The 13,360-nt window shown below is 30.0% G+C and carries 12 protein-coding genes; 3 read left to right on the top strand and 9 right to left on the bottom strand.

Annotated features, from left to right (window positions below; genetic code table 11):
- Positions 1–69: 69 nt before the first annotated feature.
- Complete coding sequence (locus IUY40_RS12815; protein ID WP_195737262.1) at positions 70–366, bottom strand: hypothetical protein; 297 nt, start codon at positions 364–366, stop codon at positions 70–72.
- 150 nt (positions 367–516) lie between these two features.
- Here IUY40_RS12815 and IUY40_RS12810 point away from each other — a divergent pair, with 150 nt between their 5' ends.
- Positions 517–1,170, top strand: coding sequence for a M15 family metallopeptidase (locus tag IUY40_RS12810; RefSeq protein ID WP_195737261.1), 654 nt, complete (start codon positions 517–519; stop codon positions 1,168–1,170).
- A 2-nt stretch (positions 1,171–1,172) separates the two neighbouring features.
- Here the strand turns inward: IUY40_RS12810 and IUY40_RS12805 are convergent, their stop codons facing one another.
- The 4 genes from IUY40_RS12805 to IUY40_RS12790 form a co-directional block, all read right to left on the bottom strand.
- Positions 1,173–1,739 (bottom strand): hypothetical protein, encoded by a 567-nt coding sequence (locus tag IUY40_RS12805; protein WP_195737260.1) that lies wholly within the window; start codon positions 1,737–1,739, stop codon positions 1,173–1,175.
- A 4-nt stretch (positions 1,740–1,743) separates the two neighbouring features.
- On the bottom strand, positions 1,744–2,922 hold the full coding sequence (locus IUY40_RS12800) for a class I SAM-dependent methyltransferase (RefSeq protein WP_195737259.1): 1,179 nt from the start codon (positions 2,920–2,922) through the stop codon (positions 1,744–1,746).
- 2 nt (positions 2,923–2,924) lie between these two features.
- Positions 2,925–4,016, bottom strand: coding sequence for an AI-2E family transporter (locus IUY40_RS12795; RefSeq protein WP_195737258.1), 1,092 nt, complete (start codon positions 4,014–4,016; stop codon positions 2,925–2,927).
- A gap of 130 nt (positions 4,017–4,146) precedes the next feature.
- Positions 4,147–5,061, bottom strand: a complete 915-nt coding sequence (locus IUY40_RS12790) for a zinc metalloprotease (RefSeq protein ID WP_195737257.1) — start codon at positions 5,059–5,061, stop codon at positions 4,147–4,149.
- 318 nt (positions 5,062–5,379) lie between these two features.
- On the opposite strand from IUY40_RS12790, the gene IUY40_RS12785 reads away from it, so the two are divergent.
- Positions 5,380–5,613 (top strand): hypothetical protein, encoded by a 234-nt coding sequence (locus IUY40_RS12785; RefSeq protein ID WP_195737256.1) that lies wholly within the window; start codon positions 5,380–5,382, stop codon positions 5,611–5,613.
- A 128-nt stretch (positions 5,614–5,741) separates the two neighbouring features.
- Here IUY40_RS12785 and IUY40_RS12780 read toward each other — a convergent pair whose 3' ends face one another.
- From IUY40_RS12780 to tsaD, 4 genes are read right to left on the bottom strand one after another with little or no spacing between them, the layout of a single operon-like run.
- On the bottom strand, positions 5,742–6,239 hold the full coding sequence (locus tag IUY40_RS12780) for a TrmH family RNA methyltransferase (protein WP_195737255.1): 498 nt from the start codon (positions 6,237–6,239) through the stop codon (positions 5,742–5,744).
- Between the two features lie 10 nt (positions 6,240–6,249).
- The gene (locus IUY40_RS12775) at positions 6,250–6,888 is read right to left on the bottom strand and encodes a DUF4159 domain-containing protein (RefSeq protein ID WP_195737254.1); all 639 of its coding nucleotides are present in this window, start codon (positions 6,886–6,888) and stop codon (positions 6,250–6,252) included.
- A gap of 33 nt (positions 6,889–6,921) precedes the next feature.
- Positions 6,922–7,632: a 16S rRNA (uracil(1498)-N(3))-methyltransferase gene (locus IUY40_RS12770; protein ID WP_195737253.1), complete on the bottom strand. Its 711-nt coding sequence runs from the start codon at positions 7,630–7,632 to the stop codon at positions 6,922–6,924.
- Between the two features lie 3 nt (positions 7,633–7,635).
- Positions 7,636–8,658 carry a tRNA (adenosine(37)-N6)-threonylcarbamoyltransferase complex transferase subunit TsaD gene (gene tsaD, locus IUY40_RS12765; protein ID WP_195737252.1) on the bottom strand — a complete coding sequence of 341 codons (1,023 nt, stop codon included), beginning with the start codon at positions 8,656–8,658 and terminating at the stop codon, positions 7,636–7,638.
- 206 nt (positions 8,659–8,864) lie between these two features.
- Between tsaD and IUY40_RS12760 the strand changes: the two genes are divergently transcribed.
- Positions 8,865–13,325 (top strand): translocation/assembly module TamB domain-containing protein, encoded by a 4,461-nt coding sequence (locus IUY40_RS12760; RefSeq protein ID WP_229335546.1) that lies wholly within the window; start codon positions 8,865–8,867, stop codon positions 13,323–13,325.
- The last annotated feature ends 35 nt before the right edge of the window (positions 13,326–13,360 follow it).

Raw genomic sequence — 13,360 nt, 5'->3', positions numbered from 1 at the left:
ATTAGATAAATTTGGAATTATATAACTTTCAAGCCAGTTGATTAATCCTGGAATTTCATCAATACCTATTCATGCGGTTTCTTTGGTGAATTGGTCTTGTTTATTCTGATATTGCTTTGTGATAAAAGTACTTTCAACCTCTATTCCGCTCATTTTTTTTTGATTTTGATTCAATTCAATAATCTCCGCTGGATAAAATGATACAGTTTCTCCAAGTCCAGATTTAAAAATAGTCTTTTCGCTTTCGACCAAATTAATTTGAACAGAACAAGCTTTCTCGATAAATTGAGAAGGTTCAGAATAGTTTATTTCTTGAGCGATTCCTAAAAATGGGAGGAAAAATAATAACAAAGTAAATCGTTTCATGATACACTGTTTTTTGATTTATACGATAGTTTTAAAAGCTGTTTTAAGAATAAATTTAATCGAATGAAGTGAGCTTCAATTTCTAGTTTCGATTTATTTATTACCTATATTTACTTTTGATAAAAATGTACAATCTAAAATGCCAATTCCATGCCAAAATTCAACAGAACTTTATTTCTTTTACTCTATATCTTAGGAATAATTTCTACAAATGCTCAGAGTAAGACATATGCAAATAATATCGATCAGGTAATTGCAGATACAACCTTTGTTAATTTAAAGGATTACAGCGGTGATTTTGTGTATGATATGAAATATGCCACAGAAGATAATTTTCTTAAAGCAAAAGTATATGATTGTGCTGAATGTTTTTTGCGTTTAAAAACAGTTAAAGCATTAGTAGAGGCAAATAAAAGTTTTATGAAGAAAGGATATAAAATCAAGTTATTTGATTGTTACAGGCCTTTATTTATCCAAAAAAGGATGTGGGAAATAGTTTCTAATCCTAAATATGTTGCAGATCCAAAAAAAGGCTCCATCCATAATAGAGGAGGAGCCGTTGATATTACGCTTGTTGATAGTAATGGTAAGGAATTAGATATGGGAACTTCTTTTGATTTTTTTGGAAAAGAAGCCAGTCACAGTTATGTGAATTTATTAGATGCTATTAAAGCAAACCGACAATTATTGAAAAAAATAATGATAAAAAATAATTTCAATTCCTTTGATTCAGAATGGTGGCATTATAATTTAAAAGCTGGACTTAATGATAAAGTATCAAATACAAAATGGAATTGTGATTAACCTTACTCTACACATTTTATATTATTAATAAAGTAACTTTCAGGATGATAGACTTTATTATCTAGTTCCGATGTGAATTCTTTTTTTAGAACATAATCTTCCACATCAGTTAAGTATTTAATACGAATCATTGAGATTGGAGAATTTTTTAAATCTTCAAAATTATCTTTCATAAACATAAAAATTCCAGTGTTTACACGATTGTCAAATCCTTTGTCATCACGAATTAATGTTCCACAACTTTCTTGATCGAGATGAATCAAAGTAACAATTTTCCCATTGCTTAATTGTAAATATAATCTTGAGTTTTTATCAAAGCAGTTAGCCTTTGTAAAGTCTTTACTTTTTTTTATCATTTGCATATTTAAAGTTGGTAAACCATCAGTTAATGCCAAAGAGAAAAAGATATAACTTGATGTTCCTGCAAAGTTTTTTTCAGAAATCATTGTTTCCTTTGTGGATTTGTATGTTCCTAAGGAATCGGTAACGTTTACACTATATTCACAATTTTTTTGTGCAAATAAATTAAATGTTAATAAGAAAAAAGTTAAAGTAATTAGTTGTTTCATTTTGTTATATTTTTTTACAAATTAAAACTATTTTATTGTTATTTCTGTCAGTTGTAAAAAAACAATACAAATTTCCTCCATCTTTTATTTTCCATTTTTTTCGAATAGTTTCTACATTATCAGGAAAGTTTCGAGTAGTTATATTAGCCTGTTGATTAGAAAGATGGAGCTTCATTTCATTTTTGGTATACGAAATTGCTTCTTTAATCTCAAATATTCTTCCTGGAAAAGCAATTAACTCGTCTGAAGTATATAAATGAGAGTGTTTATGTAGTTTATCTATTTTGTAAAAAGAGCTTACTTCATCAAATCCGCCTGATTTCATGATCGCACCATTGGGTTCATATAAGTATTTATGAGGTAAGCTGTAGCTAACAAATTCAGGCTCTTCGTTTAGTGTAAATTCAAAAGATTCTGTTTTGTCTTTTAAAATATTTGCAGTACTAAGAGTTATATTTCCTGAATACCCTTTGTGAATTTCCCAGAGTAATTCTTTAACCTCATTTTCGACAGCAATTATATGAATATTTTTTACATTTTTGAGTTCTGAAAGTCCAGCTGATATATCTAATAAAGGCGCTGTTTTTATTAAAATAGAATTAGAGTACTCAAAATAAAAATCTAATAAATGCGGAACATTCGGCAAGCAATCCTTTAGCATGAACACTTTGCCTTTGGCATCATTTCGTCTGGAGGGGTCAATATAAATCCAGTCCCATTTTTTATTTAGTTTTTTTAAAACCTCAAAACTATCTTCAGGATAACAGATATAATTATTGATATTTAACTGTTTGAAGTTATGTTGTACAATTGCGGATAAATCGGGGCTTATCTCACAATGTGCTACGTTTTTTATTTTTTTGGAGAAATAATAATCATCAACACCAAAACCTCCTGTTAGATCAATTAAACTATCTCCTGATACTAAACTGGCTTTATATTGTGCTGTTTTTTCAGAAGAGGTTTGCTCTACCGAAATTTTACTTGGATAAAGTATATTTTCGGTAGTAAACCAAGTAGGTAATTTATCTTTTGCTTTTGTTTTAGCCTCAATCTGATTCAAAATTGCAATCCATTCTATTTCTGGAAAAGGATTTTTTTGAAGTGCTAATTTTGAAATAGATTCATTTACTTTTTTATTTATAAAATCCTGAACAGAATGATGTAAAAGGGCTAAATTCAAGGCTATATTTTTTCAGTTAGTACAATAACAACTTTATTGTTAGGGAAAAATTCTTTGGCAATCACTTTTAGGCAAGTATAAAACGGGATTGCAATAATCATTCCGACAATTCCAAAAGTTATTCCGCTAATTAAAGTAATTAAGAATATTTCTAACGGATGCGAATTTACACTTTTTGATGAAATAATTGGTTGGCTAATATTATTGTCAATTGCCTGAACCAATAAAAATCCAATTACTATATATATAGTTTTAGGTAAAATTTCTGTTTGAAAATCGCCACCAATTAAACTCAACATTGTTAATATAGCTGCTAGGATAGTTCCTATTATAGGCCCTATATATGGAATGATATTTAGTACTGCACATAAAAAAGCAATCACAAATGCATTTTCACTACCGAAAATTACAAGTACAATAAAATATAGAATAAATACTACTGTTAATTGTATCAGTAGGCCTATAAAGTAGCGTGTCAGTAAATGGTTTATCTTCGTGATTGAGTTAAGAATTTTATCTTCATTGTTATCAGGAAGAATTCTTTTTGCATTTTCTTTAAATATATTTTGATCTTTAATAAAAAAGAACGTAATAAAAAACACAGATACTAATCCCATACCAAAACCTGCTAATGTGTTTAGAACTGTATTAATGAAGGATGTAAAGTAGCTAAAGTCTAGTTTAGAAGTTATTTCTGAATTTTTTAATAGCGATTGAAAATCAAGGTGTTGTAAATTAAAATAATTTTCAAAATCACGCTCAATTAATATAAATTGCTTTTGTAGACTATCTGTGTCAAGAAGTGATAAGTTATTAGCTTGCGATATTATCAACGGAACAAATAATAGTATAAAACCAATCATTAATAAGATGAAAAATACAATAGTTGTTATAGCAGCAAATGAACTGCTAAATTTTAATTTTTCTTTTAAGAATTTTACAAAGGGACTTGCTATTAAACATAATATGAGGGAAACGCATAAGTAGACTATTACGGTCTGTATTTCATATAAAAAATACAAAATCAGCGATATTCCCAAAATAGTTGCAATAGCTCTTAAAATCCCGTTTGAAATCACTTTAGATGTAATCATAGTTTATCTTTCTTTAGAGCATAAATATAGAAAAAATGAGGGAAGGATTACATTCTTAAACTAAAAAAAGCGAGATTTAATGATCTCGCTTTTAATAATTATTAACATGTTGATTTATAAGGTTTTATTTTTAGATACCAAAAGCAGCTCTAGGACCTCCTGTTAAGAATATGGCTGCCATTTTGTTTTTTTGACCTGTTGTAAACATATACATTCCGGCATCGTCTGTATAATCCATGTAGTTCATAGTCATTTCTACAGGAGTTCCTGTACATGTGCTATAATGAGGGTATGCAGGTATTCCATAATTAGCAGTGTTATGAACTGGAGTATCTGCTACTTGATCGTTTCCGCAATTCGCATCTCCCCAAATATGACGTAAGTTCATCCAGTGACCCACTTCGTGAGTTCCAGTTCTACCTAAGTTATAAGGAGCTGCACCAGCACCAGATAATCCGAAATATTGAGAGTCAATTACAACTCCGTCTGTAGCAGAAGCTCCACCAGGAAATTGAGCATAACCTAATATTCCACCACCAATTTTACAAGCCCATAAGTTAAGCTTAGTAGTTGGAGATGTTGGGTTAAGACCGCCAGAAGCAGTTTTTTTCATGGCATCATTAGTTCCCCATGAAGTTTTTGTTGTTGATTTTCTGATGATTTGATCTAAAACAAAACTAATTCCAACGTTAGCTTTAACTCCTGCAAATAATGCAGGAACGCTTCCGTAATCAGAGTTAGCAGCATTGAAATCTTTGTTCAGGACATCAATTTGTGTTTGGATTTGCGCATCAGAAATGTTTTCTGCAGCAGTTCTGTATAATACATTAACTACAACAGGAATTTGAACTTTTCCATTTACCAATTTACCACTTAGTATTTTGTTTTGTGTAAATGCTTCAATTTCATTCATTCTAATAGCCAAAGTAGGATCGGCTTTTAATTGAGCTTCAAGCACATCTTGAGTTGCACAACCACGTTGAGTAATTGCTGAAGCTTCTGAAGTTGTAGCTTCTGTTTGGTCGTTTTGACATGAGAATAGCATTAATGCTATAAATGCAGATAAAACAATTTTTTTTCATAATAGTTTGGGGGTTTGTTATAAAAATTAAGTTTAGTTAATAATTAATGCAATTTTATAACAAATATTTTAACAACCAAAATTTTATTATTATTTTATTTATAAGAATTTTATAATCCCTTGCATGGCGTAGTTCTTACTAAAATTAATTATTTAAAATTATAAAGAAAATTCTTTCTTTGTTTAATTTGATGTGAGTTGTAATGTTGTTTTTTATGTTGTTTGTGAATACTTTTTTAGAAAATTAGATTAGAGAATTTATAAAGCATATTTAATGTCTAAATGGAAGAGATTTTTCTAGGTGAAAGCAACCATGAAATTCCATCTTCTTCCTGTTTAACATGCCATACTATCATACCCAATGCTTCTTCATTTAGAGTAAATTCAGACGAAAGCATAAAAGGAGGTATCCAAATGAGTTGTATTTTACCATCTCCATTCCAACCAGCTTTTCAGAATAATTCTTTTGCTACTTGTATGTATGGATCTGCATTTGGCAAAAGTCTTGAGGACTGAATGTAAAGTTTAAATTATCAATCCATTCATGAGTAAATAAATTAAAAAATATCAATTCATCAGGTTGGTATTTAATTACTTCTTCTCTTTTTATTGAATATGCTATTACTATTTAGGGACTTAATCCTTTATAAAGAAGTTAATTCATATAAAGCTATACTGGCAGCTTGAACAACATTCATACTACTGTTTTTCCCAAACATATTAATATGAACAATTTGATTTGAAATTTTTAAAAGTTCAGTTGAAACCCCATCAATTTCACTTCCAATTAAAAGAGCAATTTTTTGTTTTTCAGGAATCTTTACTTCTTTTAAAGGCTTGCTGTTGCTTGCAATTTCTAAAGCAATAATTTCGAAGTTATCTTGAAGTAAATGATTGATAAGTTCGTTAGTATCTTCGATTACTATATGCGGTACATGAAGGTGAGTACTTCTTGAAGTTTTATTGATTTTTCTTGGATTTAGAGGGATATCTTTTCCTAAAAAAATAATATTTTCAACTCCAAAGGCTTCACTTATTCTAAAAAGAGAACCAATATTTTGCTGAAAATAAATATGATCACAAACTAGAGTTATTGGAAACGTTTTTCTTTCGAATTGTATTTCTTCGTGTGTTAATTGCACTTGACTTAAATTAATTGGTAAAGATATAATTGATAATGTTTGCTCCCATTTTTAATGCTTTTTGGCGTATTTCAAGAGGGTCGTTATGAACTTCGGCATCTTCCCAGCCATCACCAAGGTCACATTGGAAGGTATAAAGTAATACGAGTTTGTTTTTGATGAAAATCCCAAATGCCTGAGGTCTTTTTCCGTCATGTTCATGAATTTTAGGTAAACCACTAGAAAAAAGAAAAGGTTTTTGAAAAATAGCATGATTAGCAGGAAGTTCAATCAAATCATTGTTTGGAAATATTTTTTTTATTTCTTTTCGGATGTATTGGTCCATTCCATAATTATCATCAATATGAAGAAATCCTCCACCATATAAATAATTGCGAAGGTTAGTCACATCTGCATCGTTAAAAACAACATTTCCGTGACCAGTCATGTGCACAAAAGGGTAGGATAGTAAATCTGGATTGCTAGGTTCTACAGTTCCTGGTTTAGCTTTAATACGGGTATTTATATTAGCATTACAAAACTTTATCAAATTAGGTAATGAAGTAGGATTTGCATACCAATCACCTCCGCCACTATATTTTAATAACGCAATTTCTTGTGAAAAAGAAGAGATGGAGATAAATAAAAAAAGCAAAAAAAGTTTCTTCATGATGACTAAGTCAAAAATTAGTATTTTTTATATCTAAATTGTTTCATTAAAAAAAGCAACACTATGGCAAGCAACCATTGCTGCGGTTTCTGTACGTAATCTGGTATTACCTAATGATACTGGTTGAAAGTTGTTTTCGATGGCTAAAGCGATTTCCTTTTCCGAAAAATCTCCTTCAGGACCAATAAGTAATGTAATATTCTCATTTGGTTTTAAAATTGATTTCAGCGATTTTTTATCAGTTTCTTCACAATGTGCAATTAATTGCAGTCCTTCATTTTTACGTTTTATAAATTCCTTAAACGAAATAGCCTCATTAAGTTTAGGAAGATATAATTCGTTTGATTGTTTCATTGCTGATAAAATTATTTTTTCGAAACGCTCCATATTAATTACTTTACGCTCAGATCTATCGCAAATGATAGGAGTAATTTCATGAATTCCTATTTCAGTAGCTTTTTCTAGAAACCATTCGTAACGATCATTCATTTTTGTTGGAGCAACAGCAAGATGCAAACGATATTTTGGCTCAGGAGCTTTTTCAAATGAAATTATCTTCACAGTACACTTATTATCAGAAGCCAATGTGATTTCGGTTTCAAATAAATAGCCTAATCCATTTGTAACATGTAATATATCAGAATCTTTTTTTCGTAAAACTTTTATAATGTGTTTGCTTTCTTCTTTGTCAAAAGAAAATTCCTGAGTTGTTTCGTCAATATTAGGGTTGTAAAATAATTGCATAGTTTAAAATTGTATTCGTGCTTTAGAAACAACAGCTGCTGTTTCAAATTGTTCTGATAAATATTTTTGATAACCCACAATTCCAATCATTGCAGCATTATCGGTAGTGTATTCAAATTTAGGAATATACGTTTTCCAACCGTGTTTTTTTTCGCTTTCTTTCAGTCTATTTCTTATGCCAGAATTAGCCGAAACTCCACCGCCAATTGCTATCTGAGAAATTCCAGTTTCCTTTACAGCCAATTTTAATTTGTCCATTAAAATTTCGATAATTGTATATTGAATAGAAGCACAAATGTCATTTAGGTTTTCTTCTATGAAATTTGGGTTTTCTAATTTTTTCTTTTGGATAAAATATAAAATAGCCGTTTTTAAACCGGAGAAACTAAAGTCTAGTCCAGGAACTTTTGGTTTTGTAAAAGCAAATGCTTTAGGGTTGCCTAATTGTGCATATTTGTCGATAAGCGGACCACCAGGGTAGGGAAGTCCTAAAATTTTGGCACTTTTATCAAATGCTTCACCAACGGCATCATCAGTTGTTTCTCCAATAATTTGCATATCAAAAAAACTATTTACTTTAATAACTTGTGTATGGCCGCCACTTATTGTCAGTGCTAAGAACGGAAAAATTGGTTTGTCATAGCCTTCTTCATCGATAAAATGAGCCAGAATATGAGCATGCATATGGTTAACAGCAATTAACGGAATTTTTAAAGCGAGTGCCAATGATTTGCTAAAAGAGCTTCCTACTAGCAATGAGCCCATAAGTCCAGGGCCTTGTGTAAAAGCTATTGCTGATAATTGTTCTTTTTTTATATTTGCTTTGCGAAGTGCAGCATCAATCACAGGGACGATGTTTTGTTGGTGTGCCCTAGACGCAAGTTCAGGAACAACACCGCCATATTGCGTATGAATCAGTTGGTTGGCAACAACATTTGATAGTACTTTGTCGTTAAGTAAAACGGCAGCAGCAGTATCATCGCAAGAACTTTCGATAGCAAGAATAAAAACCTCAGGATTTTGCATGTAAAGGCACGAATTTTGAATTATATTTGACGAATCAAATTTTGATTTTTTTTTATTTAAAAGTAGGAGCCAAAATTAAAGAATTTTTATCAAAGGAACCATCCTTTGTTTGCTCTAAATTAAATTTAAAGAAAAACTAAAAAACAATCGGTATCAGAAAAATAAAAAAAATAGTATCTCGTTCCTTAATCGGACTAATTCTGCTTTTGTTAGTACTGGCTATCGCATTGTCTTTACCAGTGGTTCAAACCAAAATAGCAAATTATATTACCGATACTTTAAATTCTGATTTTGGTACGCATATATCAGTCGATAGAGTTTCTGTAAGTGTTTTTGGTGGAGTAAAACTTAGGAAAGTTTTAATAATGGATCACCATAAAGATACTTTAATCTATTCTGATTTAATTAAAACAAATGTTTTAGGGGTCAAGAGAGTTCTTGATGGGGATTTAATTTTTGGTGAAATTCGTTTGACAGGTTTACTATTTAACTTGAAAACTTATAAAAATGAAAAGAAAACCAATCTTGATGTTTTTATTCATTCATTCGAAACAGAAAATCCAACAGAACCTTCTGCTAAAAAATTCTTGCTTACTGCAAAGGATGCTTATATTACCAATGGACATTTTATTTTAACAGATGAGAATCGTGTCATTCCAAAAGATGTCGATTTCACAAAGTTAAATACACATATAAGTGATTTTAAACTTCATGGACCAGATGTAAGCACGAGGATTCACAAATTATCATTTTTAGACCACAGAGGCTTGTATGTAGCTAATTTAACATCAAGATTTAGCTATACTAAGAAGCAAATGAAACTTGAAAAATTATCTATTTTAACTAAATACTCTAAAATAGAAGGAGCTGTTACATTGAATTACCATATTGAGGATTTTGCTGAATTTACAGATAAGGTTCAGTTTGATGTTACGTTGGATTCTGCTAATATAGGTTCAAATGATATTCGTTATTTTTATAAAGAGTTAGGAAAAGATCAATATTTTAGAGTAAAATCAAAAATAGAAGGTACTTTAAATGATCTGAACCTTAAGCGACTTACATTATCTGATTTACATAAATCTAATATAATTGGAAACATAAATTTTAAAAATCTTTTTGGAAAAAATGGACAAGAGTTTCTAATGAATGGAAAATTCGAGAAACTTTCTTCTAGTTATGATAATTTGGTGGTTTTATTGCCAAATGTGTTAGGTAAAAAATTACCTAAAGAATTACAACGAATTGGGAAATTCTCGATTGATGGTAAAGCAAAAGTATCTAAAACTTCATTAGATACTGATTTTTATATGACAACCGATTTAGGAAACGGTCTTATCGATTTGAATATGAATAATATTGATTTTATCGATAAAGCTTCTTATTCGGGGAATATTGTTTTAGAAAATTTTGATGTGGGTGCTTTGTTAGGTCGAAAGGACATTGGGAAGACAACGCTTAATATTGATGTCGATGGAAAAGGATTTACAGAGAAATATTTAAATACAGTTATTAAAGGAGATGTTCAGAAGTTTAATTACAATAATTATACTTATAGTAATATAGTGCTAAATGGAAATTTTAAATTACCACATTATAAAGGGAAGCTTTCTGTAAATGATCCAAATTTGAATATGACCTTTGATGGTTTGGTAGATTTAAGTAGAAGGGATAGTAAGTATGATTTTCATATTAATGTTGAAAATGCGGATTTACACAAGCTTAAGTTTATGAAAGATTCTATATCTGTTTTTAAAGGAGATGTAGTAGTTCAGGTTTCTGGAAATACAATTGAAAATCTTCAGGGTAATATTAATGTTAATGATGCCGTTTATCAAAATCAAAAATCAACTTATATTTTTGATAATGTTAGTGTTAGTTCAAATTTTGATGCTGATAAAATACGCACAATAACAATAAATTCGACCGATGTAGTCAATGGAGTAATTATAGGTAAATTCAAATTTAACCAGTTAGAAAACTTAGTTACAAACTCTGTAGGTAGTTTATATGCCAATTATAAACCATTAAAAGTGAGTAAAGGTCAGTTTTTACGTTTTGATTTTACTATTTATAATAAAATAATTGAGATATTTTATCCAGATATTGAACTTGCAACCAATACGGTTGTAAGAGGGAAAATCGATGCCGACAAGCAAGAGTTTAAGCTTAAATTTAATTCACCTCAAATTAAAGCAGCACAAAATACATTTGATAATATAAGAGTTGCAGTAGATAACAAAAACCCTTTGTATAATACTTATATAGAACTTGATAGTATTAAAACAAAGTACTATAAAGTGCGTGATTTTAGTTTGATAAACGTGACTATGAAGGATACTTTATTTGTAAGATCTGAGTTTAAAGGTGGTTCAAAAGGAGAAGATTATTTTAATTTTAATTTATATCATACTATTGATAAAAACAAAAATAACATTGTCGGAATTAATAAATCCGAGTTGAAGTTTAAAGATTATATGTGGTATCTGAATGAAAAGGATGAGCCAGATAATCAGATAGTTTTTGATAAGGGATTTAAAAATTTCAATATTGATAATATTGTTTTATCTCACGAGAATCAGCAAATAGAATTGGTAGGACAAATAAAAGATGGAGATTATAAAGACTTGAAGTTAAGCTTTAAAGATGTAGATCTTAATAAAATTACGCCAACTAATGATAAGCTTGTTTTAAATGGAGACATTAATGGAGAGATTAATTTTAAACAAAAAAAGGATGTTTTCCAGCCAACAGCTTCAATTCAAATAAATAAATTGAATGTAAATAAGACCAATTTAGGTGTATTGAATTTTAATATTATTGGAGATGAAAATCTAAGGAAGTTTACAATAAATTCATCTGTAGAAAATGATAAGTCGGAGCTGTTTAAGCTATTTGGTAGTTTTGAAATTATTAATAAAGAGACTATACTTGATTTACAATTAAAATTTGACACATTCAATTTAGCTTCCCTAAGTACTCTTGGAGGAGATGTGTTATCGAATATTAGAGGATTTGTTTCCGGAAATGCCGCCATAATTGGAAATTTAAAAAGACCAGATGTAAATGGACGTTTGTATTTAGATAAAGCAGGAATGACAATTCCTTATTTAAATATAGATTATCAATTAAGTGATAAAACAATTGTCGATGTAACCGGTGAAAAGTTTTTATTAAGAAATAATACGATTACTGATACCAAATACGGTACCAAAGGGATTTTAAACGGAATGATAGAACATAATAATTTTACCGATTGGAAACTAGATCTGGATATTAGTTCGAAAAGATTATTAGCATTAGATACTAAGGATAGTGAAGATGCAGCTTATTTTGGTACAGCATTTATTAATGGTAGAGCAACTATTAAAGGACCCACTTCGTCCTTGTTTATTAAAGTAGATGCAAAATCAGAGAAAGGAACATCTGTAAAAATTCCGATTAACGATGCACAAACGATGAGTGATAATAATTTCATTCATTTTGTTACTGCTAAAGAGAAATACAATCTTGCAAATGGAATTATTGAAACAACAAGAAATTATAATGGTCTTGAATTAGAGTTTGATTTTGATATTACACCAGAGGCCGAAGTTGAAGTAATCTTAGATAGAAATTCTGGACATGGAATGAAAGGAAAAGGATATGGATCACTATTGTTTAAAATAAATACTTTGGGTAAGTTTAATATGTGGGGGGATTTCCAAGCATATGAAGGTACTTATAACTTTAAATATGGAGGATTAATCGATAAGAAGTTTATTGTGAAAAAAGGAGGCTCTATTTCATGGGAGGGAAACCCAATGAAAGCGCAGTTAAATCTTGAAGCAGTTTATAAAACATCGGCAAACCCTGCAGTATTATTAGAGAATTCTTCTTTTAGTAAAAAAGTACCTGTAGAGGTAGTTATTGGTATTCGTGGGGATTTAACAAGTCCAGAACCTGATTTTAATATCGATTTCCCAACAGTTAGTAATGTGTTAAAATCAGAGATTCAATATAAATTGGTTGATAAAGATGTTCGACAAACACAAGCTCTTTATCTATTGTCTTCAGGAGGATTCTTGAGCCCAGAAGGGGTGAGCCAATCTGATTTTTCTAGTAGTTTGTTCGAAACAGCCAGTAATTTATTAGGTGGAATAATTCATTCAGATAGCGATAAAATTGATATTGGATTTACATATACTTCAGCAGATAGAAGACTTGGTCAGGAGGCAGATGGTCAATTTGCAGCAACAATTTCATCTCAAATTAATGAAAGAATTACTATAAACGGAAAAGTAGGAGTGCCGGTAGGAGGTATTAACGAATCGGCTATTGTAGGTGATGTCGAAGTACAATACAGGGTTAATGAAGACGGAACTATGAACTTGCGTTTATTTAATAGAGAAAATGATATTAACTATATAGGTCAAGGAATTGGTTATACCCAAGGTATGGGGATTTCTTATGAAGTCGATTTCGATACGTTCAAAGAACTAGTAAATAAAATCTTTAAGAACCATAAATTAGAACGTGCAATAAAAGGTTTAGACTCTAATAATGATTTTCAGGATTCATCTATAAATCCTGATTATCTTGATTTTTCGAAGTCAAAAAAAACTAATAAAAAAGAAAAAGAAAAGGTAAAACCAAATAATCAAGGATTAGTTCCTGAGGAAGATTAATACACTAAGATGTGTTAATGTGTTTTAGTTTTGTT

Origin of the sequence: Flavobacterium sp. ALJ2 (genome assembly GCF_015594725.1) — a bacterium.
Classification (GTDB): domain Bacteria; phylum Bacteroidota; class Bacteroidia; order Flavobacteriales; family Flavobacteriaceae; genus Flavobacterium.
This window is presented reverse-complemented; position numbering and strand designations above follow the sequence as displayed.